This is a genomic window from Flavobacterium sp. GT3P67, assembly GCF_004349155.1.
Taxonomy (GTDB): Bacteria; Bacteroidota; Bacteroidia; order Flavobacteriales; family Flavobacteriaceae; genus Flavobacterium; species Flavobacterium ranwuense.
In genome coordinates this window covers 76657-98019 of the sequence record NZ_SMLF01000006.1, presented here as the reverse complement: position 1 = coordinate 98019, position 21363 = coordinate 76657, and the positions used below count along the sequence as shown (strand labels likewise).

Genomic DNA, 21363 nt, shown 5'->3' with positions numbered 1-21363 from the left:
GTTTTTTTATTTGTTTTAGAGGAACTAATTTTATCCTAAAAAAGCTTTCAATTCCTCGTAGGTTTTAATTTTAGTACTTACTTTTTCCTTTCCTAAAACACTTTCAATTTGTGCAGGAATTGGCAGTTTTACGTTTAAAGTGGGTTCCACGATATCCAAAAATTTAATTGGGTGGGCGGTTTCTAAGAAAATCCCAATCGCATCCGTGTGGTTTTGTAATTCTTTTTTCAAACCAAGATATCCAACTGCTCCGTGAGGTTCTGCAATGTAACCGTCTGTATTGTAGATGGTTTTCATCGCACCTAAAGTTTCCTCATCAGAGAAAGTAAAGGATGAAAAATCTTTTTTGAACTGCTCCAAATCATTGTGGTACATTTCCTGAATTCGGATAAAATTACTTGGATTCCCAACATCCATTGCATTCGAAATTGTGGCGATAGAAGGTTTTGGGTCATAAATTCCGTTTTCTAAAAATCTCGGCACAGTATCGTTCACATTCGTAGCCGCTACAAAATGTTCGATTGGTAATCCCATTTTTTTAGCAATGATACCCGCGCAAATGTTTCCAAAATTCCCACTTGGGCAAGAGAAAACTAACGGTTTGTTTTGTTTTTTTAATGCTTTGTACGCAAAGAAAAAATAAAACATTTGTGGCAACCAGCGTGCAATATTAATCGAATTCGCCGAAGTCAAGTTTTTATGTTTTAAGCTGTCATCCAAGAACGCTTTCTTTACCATATCCTGACAATCATCAAAAACGCCGTCTACTTCAAGCGCTTTAATATTCTGACCTAAAGTGGTCAATTGCCGTTCCTGAATATCGCTCACTTTTCCGGACGGATACAGGATAATCACTTCAACGCCTTTTACGCCAAGAAAACCGCTGGCTACAGCACCACCAGTATCACCGGAAGTAGCGACAAGAACCGTGTTTTTGCTATCTTTGTTGTCTTTATTGAAATAACCCAAACAACGCGACATGAAGCGCGCGCCTACATCTTTGAAAGCCATAGTCGGGCCATGAAATAGTTCAAGGGAATAGATGCCTTTTTCGACTTCAACCACTGGGAAATCAAAACATAAAGTTTCGGCGATGATTTGTTTTAAAGTTGCTTCTGGGATTTCGTCACCAACAAATTGTTTAATCGCCTTAAAAGCGATTTCTTCATTGCTTAAATTTTCGATAGTATCAAAAAAAGCGGGTGCTAAAGGGGTAATCGTTTCCGGAAAATACAATCCTTTATCTGTAGCTAATCCTTGTATTACGGCTTCTTGGAAAGAAACTTTGGGTGCGTTATGGTTTAAACTGTAATATTTCATTTTTTTGTCATTGCGAGGCACGAAGCAATCTCGTTATTGTTGTATTAACTAATTATTTTTATCCCTTCATCATTTACTTTTGAAACGTGAATTTCATACGGTAAATTCATTTCTTCATAAACTGCACTCATGGCTTTGGCGATTTTATCAGCGGTTTCCTTTCCTTTGCTTAAAGCAAAAATAGAAGGACCTGAACCCGAAATTCCTGAACCTAAAGCTCCGTTTTCTAAAGCCGTTTGCTTGATTAAATCAAAACCCGGAATCAAGACACTGCGCAACGGTTCCACGATTTCATCGTGCAACGAACGTCCGATTAACTCATAATCTTTCGTGTACAATCCAGCGATTAATCCGCCGACATTTCCCCATTGCATGATGGCGCTTTTGAGTGAAACGTTCTGCTTCAATACCGAACGGGCATCCGAAGTTTTCAATTCAATCTGAGGATGAACGACAGTGGCATACAATTCGGACGGGCTTTCAATTTTTATAATATCCAAAGGATTATAACTTCTTACCAACGTAAATCCACCCAAAAGGGCAGGAGCAACGTTATCGGCATGTGCGTTTCCACTGGCTAGTTTTTCGCCTTGCATGGCAAATTGCACCAATTCTTTTCTTGTAAATGGTCGTCCGAGTAATTCATTGATGCCAAAAACAGCTCCCGCTGAACTGGCTGCACTGCTTCCAATTCCGCTTCCAGCTTTGATGTGTTTGTATATTTCTATTTCGAATCCATATTCCGTTTCAACAGCTTCCAACATCGCCAAAGCAGATACTCCAGCCACATTTTTTTCGGTTTCCAAAGGCAAGTCGGCACCCACTATTTTAGTGATGCGAATGCCTTTTATAGGTGATTTTCGGATAATCATTTCATCACCCGCAGTTTCTAAACAAAGCCCCAGGACATCAAATCCACAGGAAAGATTAGCGATTGTAGCGGGGCAAAATATTTTAATAGTTGTCATAAAGTTTTAAAGTCTTAACGTCATAAAGTCTTTGGAATGTGGATAAAATCAAGTGGTTAACTTTCAGACTTTACGACATTCGACTTTACGACTGAATTATATGTTTCCAATTCTAATCACATCAGCAAATATTCCTGAAGCCGTAACTGCAGCTCCGGCACCGGCACCTTTTATCAATAAAGGTTGGTCAACATAACGGTCCGTGAAAAATAATACGATATTATCTTTTCCTTCCAGATTGTAAAAAGGATGGTCTTTCGGGATAAAACGCAAACCAACATTTGCTTTTCCGTTTTCGAATTGCGCTACGTATTTCAAACGGGAATCTTTACTCAATGCTTCCTTATAAATGGTTTCAAAATGGGAAGCGTGTGTAATTAAAGAGTTAAAAAAGGCTTCGTTATTTGTAGTATCTAAGCATTCAGCAGGCATGAATGACTCGTTTGTGATTTCGTCAATTTCCATTTTATAACCGCTTTCTCGTATCAGGATCAATATCTTTCTGGCAACATCAATTCCGCTCAAATCAATCTTTGGGTCAGGCTCTGTAAATCCTTGTACGCCAGCTTCTTTAACGACATTATGAAAAGTGTTATTTTCATTGAAATTATTGAAAATAAAGTTCAAACTTCCCGATAAAACTGCCTGAATTTTATTCACTTTATCACCTGAAGCAATCAGGTTTTTTACGGTATCGATGATGGGTAATCCAGCTCCAACATTGGTTTCAAAAAGGAAAGGGGCATTGAATTTTCTGGATAATTTCTTTAGATTTTTATAATTGTCGTATTCTGATGCACAGGCAATTTTGTTGCAAGTCACTACGGCAATATTGCGTTTTAAATACTGTTCGTAGGTTTTAGATACGCTTTCATTTGCAGTAATATCAACAAAAATACTGTTGCGTAAATTGAGCTCTTTTACATTGTAAAGAAACTTTTCTTTGTCCGCTGCTTGGCCGTTTTCTAAAATTGATTGCCAATTCTTTAAGGAAATTCCGTCCTCGTCAAAATGCATTTTTCTGGAATTAGACAGCGCAATAACCCTTATATTTATTTTCAGATTGTCTTTCAGGAATTTATTTTGCTGGTAAATTTGTTCGATGAATTTCTCCCCCACATTCCCAACACCCATTACAAATAGGTTTAATTGTTTGGTGTTTTCTTCGAAAAAGTTTTCATGCAACGAATTCAGTGCTTTTTTTACATCTCTTTCGTTGATTACTGCCGAAATATTTCTTTCGGAAGCACCTTGCGCAATCGCTCGAATGTTCACGTTATTTTTACCCAAAGTACTAAACATTCGACCGCTTAAACCTTGATGATTTTTCATGTTTTCGCCTACCAAAGCAATGATGCACAGGTTTTTTTCAACAATACAAGGATCGATTTTGTTTTGTAAAATTTCCACTTCAAAAGCGCAGTTGATCGCATCTTCAGCAACATCAGAGTCAGAATTTAGAATTCCGATACAAATAGAATGTTCCGATGAGGCTTGTGTAATAAAAATCACATTGATATTTTCATATGACAACACTTCAAAAAGTCTTTTGGATGAACCGGCAACACCAATCATTCCTGACCCTTCAAGCGTAATTAAAGTTATATTGTCAATATGGCTAATTCCTTTTACAGGATTTGTGTGATCCATTTCTTGATTTGAAATATAGGTTCCTTCGGCTTCCGGTTCAAAAGTATTTTTGATAAGAATTGGAATGTTTTTTTTCAACACCGGTTGAATGGTTGGCGGATATAAAACTTTGGCACCAAAATGTGACAATTCCATAGCTTCCTGATAGGAAATGAATGCAATAGGTTGTGCCTGTTTTACAATTTTTGGATTGGCAGTATACATTCCGTTGACATCAGTCCAAATTTCTAAGTCAGTTGCATTCAGAGCTCCGGCGAGAATGGCGGCAGTATAATCAGAACCACCGCGACCTAAAGTAGTGTTGATTCCGTCCAGCGATGCGGCAATAAATCCGGGCATTACAACTACTTGATTCTCATTCGAAGCAAAAAAATCAGCAATTAATTGATTAGAAATTTCAAAATTAACTACCGCTTTTCCAAAATGATTATTTGTTTTTATCAATTCGCGACTGTCTTTATAAGCACTATTTTTTAGATTTTGTTTTAATGCTTCAGCGATAATGTAAGAAGACAATAATTCACCAAAACTTAAAATGGTATCCGAGGTTCTAGGAGATAATTCACCTAAAAGAAAACAACCGTCTAACAGTGTTTCAAGATGATTGATAATTCTTTTGATATGACTTAACAGGCTGCTCTGTTCGCTTACTGGGATAAGTTCTTTTAAGGCGTCTAAATGTTTTTTCTCTAAATCGGCAAGAATTTCTTTAAAGCTTTCATCGCCGGCAGCGGCTTTTTGGGAAGCAAGTTGAAGCAAATCAGTTACTTTGCTAAAAGCAGAAACTACAACGATTAATTTTTCTTCTTTTGCTTTATTGATGACGATATCTAAAACCAGTTTTATGTTTTGTGCATTGGCAACCGAAGTCCCACCAAATTTTAATACTTTCATTTTTGTTTGTTTTATTTTAAAAATGCAAATGTTTATTATATATTCAAATACTTTCTTTCTTTAGAAAAAAAATATAACAAATAGGATTATATGTAAAATGTATACCCCTAAGGGGTAGTAGTTGTTGTAGTAAATGTAACAGAAGAAGCAACCCAAAGTTGAGTTGTTATCGAAGTGTGATATGTTGTTCTGTTGTTTGTCATTTGATTTCTCAAAAGTACAGTTTTTTATAAAAAGGGAAGCCTTTAATTGTGTTTTTTGCGAATATTTTAATTTTTTAATTCCAATTAGAGGATTATTGAATATTGGTTAATTTTTAGCGTCTATGTTGGAGTTATTCGTATTTTTATTAAAGTCATTAAACGATTTGCAATTCGTTTAATGACTTTAATAAAAATATTTAGTTCCTTTAATAAAGCTGATTTGAATAGTTATATTGACTATTTCTAAAATTTATTATGGCAACTCGTATTAATTTCAGGACCTTATATCTCAGATCTTAAGTTAATTAATTTGTAACTGTTTATGCATAAAACCTAATGTTAGTTAGTTTTTAGATTTGAATTTTAAATTATCATCAATAAATGTTGTTTATTAATATAGATTTATTGAATTTTACCCTTTAATTAGAAAATAAAAATGGACAATACACACTATATAAGTACTCAGCTACTCAGTTTTGAAACGTTAGAAGAAATAATTTCGCATAATAAATCATTGGCTTTGTCTGAAGAAGCCAAAGTTAATATCCAAAAATGCAGGGATTATTTAGACAAAAAAATGGCTTCTCATTCTGAACCTATTTATGGTATAAATACAGGTTTTGGTTCGCTATGTAATGTAAAAATATCAAATGAGAACTTATCCAAACTACAGGAAAATTTAGTTAAATCGCATTCTTGTGGGACGGGAGAGGAAGCGCCAGCCGAAATTGTAAAATTGATGTTGTTGCTAAAAATCCAATCCTTGAGTTATGGACATTCCGGAATCCAATTGCAAACCGTGGAACGTTTAATTGAATTTTATAATAATGATATTCTTCCGGTAATTTATACGCAAGGTTCTCTTGGAGCTTCGGGAGATTTGGCTCCTTTGGCACATTTATCTTTACCATTATTGGGTGAAGGCGATGTGTATTTTGAAGGTAAAAAAGTACATTCAAGTGAAGTTTTAAAACATTTTGACTGGAAACCAATTGTGCTGCAGTCTAAAGAAGGATTGGCTTTATTAAATGGTACCCAATTTATGAGTGCGTATGGCGCGCATATTTTGATGAAAACCAGCAAATTTTCTTATTTAGCAGATTTGATTGGAGCTATTTCATTGGAAGCTTTTGATGGAAGAATAGAACCTTTTCATGAGTTGATTCATTTTATTAGACCTCATAAAGGACAAATAGTAACGGCAAATCGTATAAAAGGATTTTTGGAAGGAAGCGAAATCATCGAACAAGTAAAAACACATGTTCAAGATCCGTATTCTTTCAGATGTATGCCGCAAGTTCACGGAGCATCAAAAGATGCTTTTGATTACGTAAAGAAAGTTTTCAAAACAGAGATTAATTCGGTTACGGATAATCCAAATATATTTATTGAAAGTGATCAAATCATTTCCGGAGGTAATTTTCATGGACAGCCATTGGCATTAGCGTTAGATTTCATGGCAATTGCGTTGGCTGAATTAGGAAGTATATCGGAACGTAGAACCTATCAATTGATTTCTGGGTTGCGAAATCTTCCTGCATTTTTAGTAGATAATCCGGGATTGAATTCCGGCTTGATGATTCCGCAATACACAGCAGCGAGTATTGCCAGTCAAAATAAACAATTAGCGACTCCTGCCAGTATTGACAGTATTGTTTCCAGTAACGGACAAGAAGATCATGTAAGCATGGGAGCAAATGCTGCTACAAAAGCCTTACGCGTTTTGGATAATTTAGAACGAATTTTAGCTATCGAACTGATGAATGCTTCTCAAGCTATAGAATACAGACGACCGTTGCAATCCAGTGATTTTATAGAAATGTTTTTAAGTGCGTATCGAGAGGAAGTTCCATTGATAAAAGAAGACCGAATTTTACATTACGATATTGAGAAGACGGTTTCTTTTTTAAATAGTTTTCAAATCCAAGACGATTTGTTAACATTAGCTTAACATTAGCTTTAAATAATGAAGTAATTTTGCCGAACTAAATTTTAATGAAATGAATATAAATAATTTTTTCCAATTTTTGGTTCCTAAAGATAAAAAGTTCTTCCCTCTTTTTGAGGAAGCTTCTAGTAATTTAATTGAAATTGCTACAAACTTGCATGAAGCAGTAAATCTTCCTTTGAAGGAACGTGATGTTCTTTTTCAAAAAATTGATGCTTTAGAGCAAAAAGGAGAAGACATAACTCGTCAAACAAATTTAGAGTTAAGTAGAAACTTTATTACTCCATTCGATAGAGAAGATATACACGCATTAATTACTTCAATAGACAATGTTGCGGATAACCTTCAGGGTGCATCAAGTAGAATGAAGTTGTATCAAGTGGATAAAATCACAAAATCGATCAGAAAATTGACTGAAATCAATCTTGAAGCTTGTCAAAATATTGATGTTGCGGTAAGAGAATTAAGAGATTTGAAAAAAATTAAGAATATTACTGATGCTTGTGTTAGAATTAACAAGTTAGAAAATAAATCAGATAATGTTTATGATAAAGCAGTTCTTGATTTATTTGAAAACGAAACGGATGCGAAAAACATTATTAAGTACAAAGAAGTGTTGTCAGTTTTAGAAACTGCAGCGGATAAATGTAAAAGTGTAGCGAGTGTTTTAGAATCAATTTCTGTAAAACATTCTTAATTCAATCGGTTTTATTCTGAAATTATAATTATGGAATTTACTCTACTTATAGTTATTATAGTCCTGGCTTTAATTTTTGATTACATTAATGGTTTTCATGATGCTGCCAATGCTATAGCAACCGTTGTTGCCACAAAAGTACTAAGCCCTTTCCAAGCAGTAGTTTGGGCGGCTTTTTTTAACTTTTTGGCGTATTGGGTTTTTGGTTTTGGTGTAGCAGATACTGTTGCGAAAACAGCCAATACCATGGATATCAACTTGGTTGTAATCCTGGCCGGTGTAATAGCGGCTATCATCTGGAATTTATTTACTTGGTGGCAAGGAATTCCATCCAGTTCATCACATACCTTAATTGGTGGTTTTGCCGGAGCAGCAATTGCTCATGCAGGTTTTGGTGTAGTTTCTTGGTACAAAGAAGGAAAAGATGGTGGTATGCCTTCAGGAGTTTTAATCATTGTTGCTTTTATTATATTGGCACCATTGTTAGGAGCTTTAATCTCTTACTTGATATCGATATGGCTTCTTAATGCCTCTAAAAAGAGTATTTACCCAAAGATTTTTACAACTTCTTTAATGGTCTTGACAATTTGGTTTGTGGAAAGTCAGATGCATTATTATGAAGATATAATAAAGAAAGGACATCCTCGTTTCGAATCTCATTTTTGGAGTGTCGCTTTTGAAGCACATAATATCAAATGGTTTTTGGTGGCTTTTATAGTCCTGTCAATAAGCACATTCTGTTTAATATTCAGTAGTTTAAATTTACATCAAGCTACGGCATGGTTGAAAAAAATGCAATTATTGTCTTCAGCAGCCTTTAGTTTAGGACATGGTGGGAATGATTCACAAAAAGTGATGGGTATTATTGCTGCAGCTGTTGCTGTTTATATTCATACTAGTGGAGTAGCACAAGAAACCTTACCAGCTTGGTTAGATGTAGTACTGCCAAACGATGAAGGTGCATTTAAAATGCCAGGTTGGATTCCTTTAGCTTGTTATTCTGCTATTGCGGCAGGAACCTTAAGCGGAGGATGGAAAATCGTCAAAACAATGGGGTCAAAAATTACAAAAGTGACTTCTTTTGAAGGTGTTGCCGCAGAAACTGCTGGAGCATTGACATTATATTTTACAGAACATTTTAAAGTGCCTGTAAGTACAACGCATACTATTACTGGATCTATCATTGGTGTTGGACTTACTAAAAGAGTATCAGCCGTACGTTGGGGGATGACTGTTAGCTTATTATGGGCTTGGGTTTTAACTATTCCAATTTCGGCAATTTTGGCTGCAATATTGTACTATATTTTTAGTATTTTTCTTTAATGCTAAAATAACAATCATAAAAAAAAACCATTCGTCAACGAATGGTTTTTTTATGCTCTAAAAAATTAAATTTTTTAAAACAGAAGATCCTGTATTTCTTTAGTTTTGTCAAAAACGCTTTTCGCAAAAGGACATAGAGGCATGATTTTAAGATTGTTTTCCCTAGCGTATTCTACCGCTGCCATTACCAGTTTTTTACCCACACTTTGACCTGCAAAACCGGGGTTTACTTCGGTATGGTCGATAATGAATTTATCGATTCCAGCCCAGGTATACGTCATTCTTCCGGCTTCTATTTCATTAAGAATAGCTTTAAAATAGCCGTTTTTGGTTTCGTTTATTTGTTCAATTATCATGAGTTTCTAATTTAATTCTGTTGTTATTTCGATAGGATTGGTTAAAATTTTGTGTATAGGACATTTATCTGCTATGTTTAATAATCTGGCTTTTTGATCATTGTCTAAATCTCCGAAGAATTGAATGTTGCGAATTATTTTAAATTTGTTTTCTGCTGGATCCGTATCAAAAGTGATTTCAACTTTTACATCGGTTAAATCCCATCCTTTTCGGTTCGCATACATCCGTATTGTGATACTCGTGCAAGCGGCCAATGATGAAGCCAATAATTCCTTAGGTTCAAAGCCTAAATCCTTTCCTCCACTACTTTCAGGTTCATCAGAAATAATAGTATGGTTAGCCGATTTTATTTCTGTTTTGTACAGTTCTGTGCCAGTATGTGCTATTATTTTATTCATAATCGAAAATTTTTATTTTGCTCCGGAAGCGGAACAAATTCGTTTTCGCCCGGAACTTTATCAAAAGTCTGCGCTAGCCATTTTTCTTTTGCTTTTTCAATCAATTCTTTGCTTGAAGCCACAAAATTCCAATAGATAATTCTTTCTTCAGGAAAAGGTTCTCCTCCAAAAATATAAATGGTGGTATTTTCTGCCATTTCGAAAGTGCAGAGTTTACTGTCTTTGGCTATTAAAAGTTGTTTTGGACCAAAAACATTTCCTTCACTTTCTATACTGCCTTCTAAAATATACAAACCGCTTTCGCCAAATAAATGGTCACCAATAGTGACTGTTTGGCGGGTGGTACTTTTTAATTCTAAAAGATAAAGCGGACTGTAAACCGGAACGGCAGATTTTTTGCCAAGAACTTCGCCTGCTATGAGTTTAAATGAAACATTATCCTTTTTCCATTCTGGAATTTCATTTTCCGGAACATGAAAAAAGGAAGGTTCCATTTCTTCTAAATCCTTTGGTAATGCTACCCAAATTTGAAGTCCGTGTAACATTTTATCGGAATTACGCAAATACTGAGGTGTTCGTTCGGAATGAACAATTCCTTTTCCAGCGGTCATCCAATTGATTTGCCCGGGTTTGATTTCCATTTCAGTTCCCAGGCTGTCTTTGTGCATAATACTTCCTTCAAACAAATAGGTCAAAGTAGAAAGTCCAATATGTGGATGCGGCGGGACATCTAGGTTCTCGTAATCGCTCATGCAGGTTGGTCCCATATGGTCTATGAATGCAAATGGTCCAACCATTCTCTTTTCTCTAAAGGGAAGCAATCGCCCAACCATAAAGTTGCCAATGTTGCTTGGGCGTTCTTCTATTATCAGTTTTATGTTTGACATTTTTTTTGTTTTTAAACTATAAATTTAAGGAATTAATCTTCCAGAAATCCAAATTTGCCCATATTCACATCATTGAATGCTTGCATGATTTCGGCTTGGGTGTTCATCACAAACGGACCGTGAGCTGCAATAGGTTCATCGATGGGTTCTCCACTTAAAATCAAAACGATTGTATTTTCAGTGGCTTCAATGATAAATTCTTCTCCTTCGTTTTCGAATAATGCAAAATGGTTTGCAGGAACATTTTTCACATCATTAACTTTTATACTTCCTTCAATCACCAATAATGCGGTGTTGTAGTTTGCCGGAAAATTAAAAGATGATTTTGCGCCTTTATTCAATTTGGCATTTAGTAAATGCACTGGTGTAAATGTTGAAGCGGTACCTTTCACATTTTCGTATTGTCCTGCTATGACTTCAATCTCACCGCCATTTTCAGGAAGCTCAAATTTATTGATTTGGTCGTTGGTAATTCCTTGGTATTTTGGGGTTGACATTTTATCTTTTGCCGGAAGGTTGACCCAAAGTTGTACCATTTGAAAATCGCCACCATTTTTACTGAACTCTTCTTCATGGTATTCTTTGTGCAAAATTCCCGAAGCTGCAGTCATCCATTGTACGTCACCTTCGCCAATAATCCCGCTATTTCCTGAACTGTCATGGTGTGCCACTTTTCCTTTATAGGCAATTGTAACGGTTTCAAAACCTCTATGTGGATGGACGCTTACGCCTCTGGGTTGATCTGTTGGAGGAAAATAAAATTTAGAATTATAATCCATCATAATAAATGGACTCATTCTTTTCATATCTAAATTACGACCACTCGGAATAAAGTTATGGACTCTAAATCCGTCACCAACCATATGTGGTGTAGGCGGAGCTAATACTAATTCTACGTTTTTTGTTTTCATTTCTATAGTATTTAAATTATAGTACAAATTTACTATGATTTAATACTAGACGCATTGATGTAGGATAAGAAATGAATGGGCAAGGAAATTAATAACCTGAACTTGATTAATATCAAAATGTAAAACACATTGTAAAAAAAAAAATCTAAACCACATAGAAACATAGAATTTTGCATTTTAAAAAAGTCGCGTTGCTCTATTTCAGATAGTATAATTATGTTTAAAAATATTTTTTCTATGTATCTGGTTAAAAATTGATAATCTAACGGAGGTTAATAAGGTTTAAAATTCCTTTTGGCTAATTCCTTGCGAACTCTGCTTAAAGTTTCGGGTGTAATGCCTAAATAGGAAGCAATCATCCACTGCGAAATCCGTAAAGTAAGCTTTGGGTAAATGGCTATGAAATCCAAATACCGTTGTTCAGCTGTGGCTCCCAGTAAAAGATTGACTCGTTTTTGAAGTTGGCGAATGTGATTGTGCAAAGCAATATTGTCCTGTTGTCGAAAAGAAACGCTGATTTCTGCTGCGGCATTAATGAAGTTTTTATCGATAAAAACAATTTCCGTTTCTTCAATGGCATCAATAAATAATTCAGAAGGTTCATTGAAATAAAAGCTGCTTCTATCCGAAATTATCCAATTTTCAGGCGCAAATTGAATGATATGTTCTTTTCCGGTTTCGTCTATGGTGTAGGAACGCAATAATCCTTTGGATACAAAAAAAGAGTGATGACAAATGTCACCTTGATGGAGTAGGATGGAACCTTTTTCTACTTTTTTGGATTGCAACGTATCCGTAATCGAATGGAATTGTTCATCGGTTAAATCTGTTTTCGATTGAAAATAAGTTTTGAAGGAATCGAGCATAATTATTTCAGGGCTACAGTGATACTTCTGTTTTATATTTTTTTATAACTCCTTTAAATATTTTTTGTGTTCTTTAGGTCTAATTTATTCCACTCAAATTTTTGTGATTGCGTTTGCGTTTATAATGGGTTTGTTTTAAATTTTTGTCTCCGGATATAATACTAATATTTCCGTCTATTTCTAGCATCGCCAATTTTACATCTTTAAAAAATTCAATGCCATGTTCACGCATCGCTTCTTTTAATTCATCAGAAGAAATGTTTAATTTGCTTAATACTTTAAAATCCAAATTGCCATTATGAATTAGAATTTCTGGTTTTTCCTGCATAAAAGCACCGAATTTCTTGTATTTGTATATCAATTTCTTTAAAATAAAATTGATGGTAAACAATACAGTTGCCGCAGCTAATCCTCCATAAAGACTCGTGTTATTTCCCACCATAGCATTCTGAACGGAGTTGCTTATCAGTAATATCAATATCACGTCGGCAGTGTTCAGTTGAGACAATTCTTTCTTGCCAAAAATGCGCAAGGCGATAACCATAAAAAAATAAACGGCAGTACTTCGAAGTATTATATCAAGATATTCGTTCATTTTTTTGTTTAATATATAAAGTTCAAAGTTTCTCAATAGGCTGAAAACTGAGGCTGATTACTGTTTTAGCTTAAAATTCTTCTCAATCGCTTTTATCATTTCTCCTGCAATGTCTTTATTGGTAGCGCCTTCAATGCCTTCCAATCCTGGCGATGAATTTACTTCCAATAATAATGGTCCTTTTGAAGAACGAATGATATCGACTCCTGCCACTTTTAGGTCCATTGCTTTCGTTGCTTTTATGGCAATTTTCTTTTCTTCCGCAGTTACTTTTATAATCGATGCAGTTCCTCCAAGATGAATGTTAGCCCTAAATTCGCCAGGCATCGCTTCACGCTGAATGGCAGCAACTACTTTTCCGTCAATCACAAAACAACGAATGTCTTTTCCGTTGGCTTCCTTGATGAATTCCTGAACTAGTATATTGGCATTTAAGCTTTTGAAAGCATTAATAACACTTTCGGCTGCTTTTTTTGTTTCCGCTAATACAACTCCTTTTCCTTGCGTGCCTTCCAATAATTTTACAATTAAAGGAGAACCACCAACCATTTTTATCAAATCATCGGTATCCAATGGAGAATTAGCAAAACCAGTAGTAGGAATTTCTACGCCATGATTCAACAGTAATTGCAAAGAGTATAATTTATCGCGTGATTGTGTAATTGCGTTAGATGAATTTAAACAATATACTTTTAATGCCTCAAACTGTCGCGTCAAAGCGCAACCGTAAAAAGTAATGCTAGGCCTGATTCTGGGTATAATGGCATCAAATTGATTTAGTATTTTACCCCCACGATAATGAATTTCAGGCGTTTTTGCATCCAGTTTCATGTAACATTCCTTGATGTTCAGAAAATGCATTTCGTGACCACGCATTTCACCCGCTTCCATAATACGTTTGTTGCTGTACAATTCAGGATTACTTGCCAAAAGCCCGATCCGCAAACCAGAGCTTGCTTTCTCAGAGTTTTTATACAATTCTTTTAAAGCATCTGAAGTAGGCTGCCCTAAAAGATATTTTTGTTCCGGATCAACCAGCACTCTTCCGCTCATGGCTTCACGGCCTAAAAGCATTCTGAAACCCATAGAATCTCGATTGGTTAACGTCATTTCAATAGGCCATTTTGAACTTCCTATTTGTAGATTTGTTTGAATAACATAGCGCTGTTCTCTAAAACCACTCGAACTTTTAACGATGCGTTTGTCAATTAAAGGTGCTTCACAATGAATTACCGTCTTTAGATTATTTTGTATCGGGTTAATGTCAAATTTCACCCAGTTGCTTTCATTTTTAATAAATGGAGCAATGTTTATAGCATGTAAAGCGGATGTTTTTGCACCTGAATCTACTCGGGCTTTAATAGTAGGAATCCCTAATTCTGGAAAGGAACACCATTCTTCACTACCTAGAATAACTTTGTTATCTGACATAAATTAATTTTAATTAACCTTTTTTATAAAAATCAAATGTAAATATTTGTTTTCAAAAAAAGTGTGTTTACTGTAAAGAATAAACCCGTTATGTTATAAAAACGTAACGGGTCTATTTTGCTATAATTGGTTATAAATTTAAGGATTTGTTGGTTCCCCAGCTTTATGAATCTGGACAGTTAATTCTTGTGAACCTTCTTCGATATCCATAAAAATCTCATCTCCTATAGTAATTTTCGAAGTGATAATTTCTTCTGCAAGGGCATCTTCAACATATTTTTGAATGGCTCTTTTTAATGGTCTGGCGCCAAATTGTCTATCGAAACCTTTCTCTGCAATAAAAGCTTTTGCTTTGTCAGAAAGATTCAATTGGTAGCCTAATTCAGCTACACGAGCGAATAATTTTTTTAATTCGATTTCGATAATCAAATCAATATCATGTTTTTCTAAAGCATTGAATACAATTACATCGTCAATTCTATTAAGGAATTCAGGAGCAAAAGTTTTTTTCAATGCGTTTTCGATGATGCTTTTCGAATTATCGTCAGCCTGAGCAACTTTGGCAGCAGTTCCAAAACCAACACCTTGTCCAAAATCTTTTAATTGTCTGGCTCCAACATTCGAAGTCATGATAATTATAGTGTTCTTGAAATCAATTTTTCGACCTAAACTATCTGTCAAATAACCATCATCTAAAACTTGTAATAGCATATTGAAAACATCAGGATGTGCTTTTTCAATCTCATCCAATAAGACAACACAATATGGTTTTCTTCTGACTTTCTCTGTCAATTGACCACCTTCTTCATATCCTACATATCCCGGAGGTGCTCCAACTAAACGAGAGATTGCAAATTTTTCCATGTATTCACTCATGTCAATTCGAATCAAGGCATCTTCAGAATCGAATAACTCTTTCGCTAATACTTTCGCTAATTGGGTTTTACCAACACCGGTTTGACCTAAGAAAATAAAAGAACCAATTGGACGATTCGGATCTTTTAATCCGGCACGATTTCTTTGAATAGAACGAGCGATTTTCATTACAGCTTCTCTTTGTCCAATCACCTTACCTTCAATAAGTTCTGGCAATTTAGCTAGTTTGTTGCTTTCAGTTTGAGCTATACGATTTACGGGTATTCCGCTCATCATAGAAACGACATCGGCAACATTGTCTTCAGTAACTTCAATCCTGTTGTTTTTTGCGTCTTCTTCCCATTGTTCCTGAGCAATGGCTAAATCTTTTTCAATACGTTTTTCATCATCACGAAGTTTAGCGGCCTCTTCATATTTTTGTTTTTTCACAACAACATTCTTCAATTCACGTACGTCTTCTAATTGACGTTCCAAATCTAAAATTTCTTTAGGAACTTCAATGTTGGTAATGTGAACTCTTGAACCTGCTTCGTCTAATGCGTCAATAGCCTTGTCCGGCAAGAAACGTTCGGACATGTATCTATCGGTTAATTTTACACACGCTTCGATTGCTTCTTGTGTATACGTAACGTTGTGATGGTCTTCATATTTGTTTTTGATGTTGTTCAAAATGGTAATTGTTTCTGCAACAGAAGTTGGTTCTACGATTATTTTTTGAAAACGTCTTTCTAATGCTCCGTCTTTTTCTATGTATTGTCTGTATTCGTCTAATGTTGTAGCACCAATACATTGAATCTCTCCACGAGCTAATGCAGGTTTGAACATGTTAGAAGCATCGAGTGAGCCTGTTGCGCCACCAGCGCCAACAATAGTGTGAATTTCATCTATAAAAAGAATGATATCATCATTTTTTTCAAGTTCGTTCATTACCGCTTTCATGCGCTCTTCAAACTGGCCACGGTATTTTGTACCTGCAACAAGGCTGGCTAAATCCAAGGTAACGACACGTTTATTGAATAAAGTACGAGATACTTTTTTCTGAATAATTCGCAACGCTAAACCTTCGGCAATAGCTGATTTTCCCACTCCCGGTTCACCTATAAGTAAAGGATTATTTTTTTTACGACGGCTCAAAATTTGAGAAACGCGTTCAATTTCTTTCTCGCGTCCCACAACAGGATCTAGTTTTCCTTCTTCGGCCATTTCAGTTAAATCCCTTCCAAAATTATCCAAAACAGGTGTTTTGGATTTTTTATTTGATTTATTGGCTGGATTGTTGAAAGTTCCTTCTTTTAGACTGTCATCTTGTCCTGAATCGTCATTATATGATTCGTTTCGTGGCAAATTTTCTGTAAAATCTTCTTCGTTTGGAGTCATGTTTAGATATTGTTCTTTAGCTATATCATAATCAATTTTTAATTTATTCAATAGCTTGGTTGTTGGATCGTTTTCATTTCTTAAAATACACAACAATAAATGCGCTGTGCTGATAGACGAACTTTGAAATACTTTTGCTTCCAGAAAAGTGGTTTTAAGCGCTCGTTCTGCTTGGCGTGTCAGGTGTAGGTTTTTCTTTTCGACATTAACTTCTACACTAGGGCTTGCAGGGCTTAGAATCTCTACCTTTCTGCGTAAATGATCTAAATCGACAGATAGGTTGTTCAATATTTGAATTGCTTTCCCATTACCATCTCTTAAGATACCCAGCATTAAGTGCTCAGTTCCTATAAAGTCATGACCTAGTCGCAAAGCTTCTTCTTTGCTGTAAGTAATAACGTCTTTTACTCTTGGTGAAAAATTATCATCCATAATATTATTGGTAATTTGGTACTGTAAATTTAGTGAATTAGTGATTCAAAAACAAAAACCATTCCCTTAAGAAGTGGTGTCAGCTAATAGACAAAAATAATAATGATTTTAAAGTTAAATTTCCCTTAATTTATTAACCAAAAGCGAAGTTAATTTTGTTAATAAATCATTGAAATAAGTGTAATTAAATAGGCAGAAAAATTTCAAAAAGCCGTATATTGGCACGTTTTGAAACTAATATAATTTTTTAATATAACAACTTATGTCTGAAGGAGAAAAGTTAATTCCTATTAACATAGAAGATGAAATGAAAACGGCCTATATCGATTATTCGATGTCGGTAATTGTATCAAGAGCACTTCCAGATGTTAGAGATGGCTTGAAACCAGTACATCGAAGAGTACTATTTGGAATGCATGATTTGGGTGTTAACTCGAGGTCAGCCCACAAAAAATCCGCAAGAATTGTCGGGGAAGTTCTGGGTAAATACCACCCTCATGGTGATACTTCTGTTTATGATGCCATGGTTCGTATGGCTCAAGAATGGAGCATGCGTTATTTATTGATTGATGGCCAGGGTAATTTTGGGTCTGTGGACGGGGATAGTCCTGCAGCAATGCGTTATACAGAGGCTAGAATGCGAAAAATTTCAGAAGAAATCCTGGCTGATATAGATAAAGAAACCGTAGATTTTAAATTAAATTTTGACGATACGCTAGAAGAGCCAACTGTTATGCCAACTCGTGTTCCTACCTTATTAATAAATGGGGCAACAGGAATTGCGGTAGGTATGGCTACCAATATGCCGCCTCACAACTTAACCGAGGTGATCAATGGTACATTGGCTTTCATGGATAATAATGATATTGAGATTGATGAATTGATGACGCATATCAAAGCCCCGGATTTTCCTACTGGGGGTATTATATATGGGTATGAAGGGGTTCGTGAAGCATTCAAAACTGGTAGAGGACGTATTGTAATGCGTGCTAAAGTAGGTTTTGAAGAGGTGGACGGAAGAGAATGTATTATCGTTACTGAAATTCCTTATCAAGTCAATAAAGCCGATATGATTAAGCGCACAGCTGATTTGGTTAATGACAAAAAAATTGATGGAATTGCAAATATTCGAGATGAATCCGATAGAAACGGGATGCGTATCGTTTATATTTTAAAACGTGATGCGACACCAAACGTGGTTTTAAACACGCTTTATAAATTTACACAATTACAATCTTCGTTTAGTGTAAACAATATTGCAATTGTAAAAGGGCGTCCGCAAATGTTGAATCTGAAAGATTTGATTCATTATTTTATCGAACACCGTCATGATGTTGTGACTCGCAGAACGCAATTTGAATTAAAAAAAGCGGAAGCAAGAGCGCATATATTAGAAGGTTTGATTATCGCTTCGGATAATATTGATGAAGTAATTGCTTTAATCAAAGCTTCAAAAAGTACCGAAGAAGCCAGAGAAAAATTAATCGAAAGATTTAAATTATCAGATATTCAATCTCGTGCCATTGTAGAAATGCGTTTGCGACAATTAACAGGTCTGGAACAAGATAAGTTAAGAACAGAATACGATGAAATCATGAAGTTAATCGAGCATTTGAAAGCTTTATTAGCGGATGTAAACTTGAGAATTGCCTTGATTAAAGAAGAACTAACTGAAATTCGTGAGAAATATGGAGATGAGCGCCGTTCTGTAATAGAATATTCAGGAGGAGATGTAAGCATTGAAGATTTAATTGCTGATGAAAATGTAGTTATTACGATTTCGCATGCAGGTTATATTAAACGTACGAATCTTACGGAATACAAAACTCAGAATAGAGGAGGAGTAGGTCAAAAAAGTGCAGGAACAAGAGATCAAGATTTCTTAGAACACATGTTTGTGGCAACGAATCACCAATATATGATGTTCTTTACTCAAAAAGGAAAATGTTTCTGGATGCGTGTTTATGAAATACCGGAAGGAAGTAAAACCGCTAAAGGTAGAGCAATCCAAAATCTTGTAAATATTGAAAGTGACGATAAAGTAAAAGCGTTTATTTGTACTCAAGATTTAAAAGACCAAGAATACATCAAAAGTCATAATTTGATTATGGTGACTAAAAAAGGTCAGGTTAAGAAAACTTCTTTAGAGAAATATTCTAAACCAAGGGTAAATGGTGTTGCTGCAATTACGATTAAAGAAGGCGATGAATTATTGGAAGCTAAATTAACTAATGGCGAAAGTCAAATTATTTTGGCTGTGAAATCTGGTAAATTAGTTCGTTTTGAAGAAACTAAAACCCGTCCAATGGGAAGAACAGCTTCTGGAGTACGTGGAATTACACTAAAAGACGATACTGACGAAGTAATTGGCATGGTTACTGTTAATGACATGAGCAGTGAAATTTTAGTTGTTGCCGAAAACGGTTACGGAAAACGTTCAAGCCTAGACGAATACAGAATTACAAATCGTGGTGGAAAAGGAGTTAAAACCTTAAATATTACCGAGAAAACAGGGAAACTTATTTCGATAAATGCCGTTACAGATGCTGATGATTTAATGATTATCAACAAATCTGGATTGACTATCAGAATGGCTGTGGAAGATTTAAGAGTTATGGGACGCGCTACACAAGGTGTGAAACTGATTAATATTAAAGGAAACGATTCGATTGCAGCGGTTACAAAAGTAATGAAAGACGATGTAAATGAAGTTGTTGTTGATGAAGATGGGAATGTCATCGAAACAGAAGCTATCGAAAGAGTGAAACCGGTCTTAGAAGTTCTTGAAGAAGAAGGCGCTGAAGATGATGACGAGGACGATTCTGAAGAAGATGAAGCTAATGATGAGGCTGAAGAAGAAGAAGAAGAAGATGATGACGAAGCATAAATAAAAATTGGAAAACCAAGAATAATTATTAAACAAAAATAGAATATTATGAAAAGTAAATATGTATTACTAGCATCAGCATTATTGATATCAGTAGCTACTTTTGCTCAAAAAGATCAAATTAAAGCCGCTGAAAAAGCCTTGAAAGCTGGTAAATCTCAAGAAGCAGTAACCATTTTGATGGAGGCGGAATCTTTAATAGCTAATGCTCCAGATGCTGAGAAAGCACAATTTTTCTTTGTAAAAGGAAATTCTTTATTGGATTTAGCAAATAAAAATGTTGATGCAAATACCAATCTTTCGCTTGCTGCAAAAGCATACCAAGATTTAATTGCTGTTGAAAAAACTTCTGGAAAAGTGAAATTTTCAACTCAAGCTGCAGTTTCTATTACAGACATTAAATTCAAATTGATTAATGGTGCAATTGCTGATTCGAAAGTAGATAAGCATTCTGATAGTGCTAAAAAATTATATGACGCTTATTTGTTAGATAAAAAAGACACTATCAATTTATATTACGCGGCTTCTACTTATGTAAATGCTAAAGATTATGATGCAGCGCTTAAATTGTATGATGATTTAAAAACCTTAAACTATTCTGGAAAAGGAACTAGTTATTTTGCGGTTAATAAATTAACAAGTCAAGAAGACTTTTTTATCACGCTTCAAGAAAGAGACAGAATGGTGAAAATGGGAACACATGAAAAACCAAGAACGGAAACTGTTTCTTCTAAAAGGGGTGAAATTTATAAAAATATGGCTTTGATTTTAGTTGAAAAAGGTAAAACGGAAGAAGCTAAAAAAGCAATCTCTGAAGCAAGAAAAGCAAATCCGGAGGATACTTCTTTGACTTTAACAGAAGCTAATCTTTACTTGGAAACAAAGGATTTTGAAATGTACAAAAAGCTTATTGCTGAAGTATTGGAAAAAAATCCTAATGATGCTGATTTGATTTTTAACTTGGGAGTATTAAGTGCAAATGCTAAAAATGTTGCAGATGCTGAAAAATATTATAAAAGAGTTTTAGAAATTAACCCAAAATATATTAATGGGTATATCAATTTAGCTGCCTTGAAATTAGAAAATGAGAAAGTAATCATTGATGAAATGAATAAACTTGGAACATCTACTAAGGATATGAAGCGTTATGATGAATTGAAAAAGAAAAGAGAAGATCTTTTTAAAGCAACAATTCCTTATCTTGAAAAAGCAGTAGAATTAGATCCTAAAAATGTTGATGTTTCGAAAACTCTTTTAGGAGTTTACAGTGCATTAGAAATGACTGCAGAATACAAAGCATTGAAAGCTAAGATTCAGTAGTTTTATTTTTAAATTTAAAAAAG

The 21363-nt window shown here is 35.0% G+C and carries 16 protein-coding genes; 5 read left to right on the top strand and 11 right to left on the bottom strand.

Annotation, left to right across the window (positions count from 1 at the left end):
- Positions 1 to 30: 30 nt before the first annotated feature.
- The 3 genes from thrC to thrA form a co-directional block, all read right to left on the bottom strand.
- Entirely contained in the window at positions 31 to 1320 is a 1290-nt protein-coding gene (thrC, locus tag E0H99_RS10995) for a threonine synthase (protein WP_131995229.1), read from the bottom strand.
- 44 nt (positions 1321 to 1364) lie between these two features.
- Positions 1365 to 2288 (bottom strand): homoserine kinase, encoded by a 924-nt coding sequence (locus E0H99_RS10990; RefSeq protein ID WP_131995226.1) that lies wholly within the window; start codon positions 2286 to 2288, stop codon positions 1365 to 1367.
- Between the two features lie 96 nt (positions 2289 to 2384).
- The gene (gene thrA, locus E0H99_RS10985; RefSeq protein WP_131995223.1) at positions 2385 to 4832 is read right to left on the bottom strand and encodes a bifunctional aspartate kinase/homoserine dehydrogenase I; all 2448 of its coding nucleotides are present in this window, start codon (positions 4830 to 4832) and stop codon (positions 2385 to 2387) included.
- 639 nt (positions 4833 to 5471) lie between these two features.
- On the opposite strand from thrA, the gene hutH reads away from it, so the two are divergent.
- The 3 genes from hutH to E0H99_RS10970 are packed head-to-tail and all read left to right on the top strand — an operon-like array spanning position 5472 to position 9003.
- Complete coding sequence (gene hutH, locus E0H99_RS10980) at positions 5472 to 6986, top strand: histidine ammonia-lyase (protein WP_131995220.1); 1515 nt, start codon at positions 5472 to 5474, stop codon at positions 6984 to 6986.
- A 49-nt stretch (positions 6987 to 7035) separates the two neighbouring features.
- Positions 7036 to 7680, top strand: coding sequence for a DUF47 domain-containing protein (locus E0H99_RS10975; protein ID WP_131995217.1), 645 nt, complete (start codon positions 7036 to 7038; stop codon positions 7678 to 7680).
- A 30-nt stretch (positions 7681 to 7710) separates the two neighbouring features.
- Positions 7711 to 9003, top strand: coding sequence for an inorganic phosphate transporter (locus tag E0H99_RS10970; protein WP_131995214.1), 1293 nt, complete (start codon positions 7711 to 7713; stop codon positions 9001 to 9003).
- 74 nt (positions 9004 to 9077) lie between these two features.
- On the opposite strand, the gene E0H99_RS10965 is transcribed toward E0H99_RS10970, so the two are convergent.
- From E0H99_RS10965 to E0H99_RS10930, 8 genes are all read right to left on the bottom strand, one after another.
- Positions 9078 to 9359 carry a GNAT family N-acetyltransferase gene (locus tag E0H99_RS10965; protein WP_131995211.1) on the bottom strand — a complete coding sequence of 94 codons (282 nt, stop codon included), beginning with the start codon at positions 9357 to 9359 and terminating at the stop codon, positions 9078 to 9080.
- 6 nt (positions 9360 to 9365) lie between these two features.
- A complete protein-coding gene (locus E0H99_RS10960) occupies positions 9366 to 9758 on the bottom strand; it encodes an OsmC family protein (RefSeq protein WP_131995208.1) in 393 nt (130 codons plus the stop codon).
- Positions 9755 to 10645, bottom strand: a complete 891-nt coding sequence (locus E0H99_RS10955) for a pirin family protein (protein ID WP_131995205.1) — start codon at positions 10643 to 10645, stop codon at positions 9755 to 9757. The genes E0H99_RS10960 and E0H99_RS10955 overlap by 4 nt, the downstream gene beginning before the upstream one ends.
- Before the next feature lie 32 nt (positions 10646 to 10677).
- Positions 10678 to 11556, bottom strand: a complete 879-nt coding sequence (locus E0H99_RS10950; RefSeq protein WP_131995202.1) for a pirin family protein — start codon at positions 11554 to 11556, stop codon at positions 10678 to 10680.
- Between the two features lie 272 nt (positions 11557 to 11828).
- Positions 11829 to 12425: a Crp/Fnr family transcriptional regulator gene (locus E0H99_RS10945; protein ID WP_394346066.1), complete on the bottom strand. Its 597-nt coding sequence runs from the start codon at positions 12423 to 12425 to the stop codon at positions 11829 to 11831.
- A 76-nt stretch (positions 12426 to 12501) separates the two neighbouring features.
- Positions 12502 to 13017 (bottom strand): DUF421 domain-containing protein, encoded by a 516-nt coding sequence (locus E0H99_RS10940; RefSeq protein WP_131995196.1) that lies wholly within the window; start codon positions 13015 to 13017, stop codon positions 12502 to 12504.
- Positions 13018 to 13074: 57 nt separating this feature from the next.
- Complete coding sequence (rimK, locus tag E0H99_RS10935; protein ID WP_131995193.1) at positions 13075 to 14448, bottom strand: 30S ribosomal protein S6--L-glutamate ligase; 1374 nt, start codon at positions 14446 to 14448, stop codon at positions 13075 to 13077.
- Positions 14449 to 14586: 138 nt separating this feature from the next.
- Positions 14587 to 17133, bottom strand: coding sequence for an ATP-dependent Clp protease ATP-binding subunit (locus E0H99_RS10930; RefSeq protein ID WP_131995190.1), 2547 nt, complete (start codon positions 17131 to 17133; stop codon positions 14587 to 14589).
- 262 nt (positions 17134 to 17395) lie between these two features.
- On the opposite strand from E0H99_RS10930, the gene gyrA reads away from it, so the two are divergent.
- Both gyrA and E0H99_RS10920 read left to right on the top strand, forming a co-directional pair.
- The gene (gene gyrA / locus E0H99_RS10925; protein ID WP_131995187.1) at positions 17396 to 20020 is read left to right on the top strand and encodes a DNA gyrase subunit A; all 2625 of its coding nucleotides are present in this window, start codon (positions 17396 to 17398) and stop codon (positions 20018 to 20020) included.
- Between the two features lie 48 nt (positions 20021 to 20068).
- Positions 20069 to 21340: a tetratricopeptide repeat protein gene (locus E0H99_RS10920; RefSeq protein WP_131995184.1), complete on the top strand. Its 1272-nt coding sequence runs from the start codon at positions 20069 to 20071 to the stop codon at positions 21338 to 21340.
- The last annotated feature ends 23 nt before the right edge of the window (positions 21341 to 21363 follow it).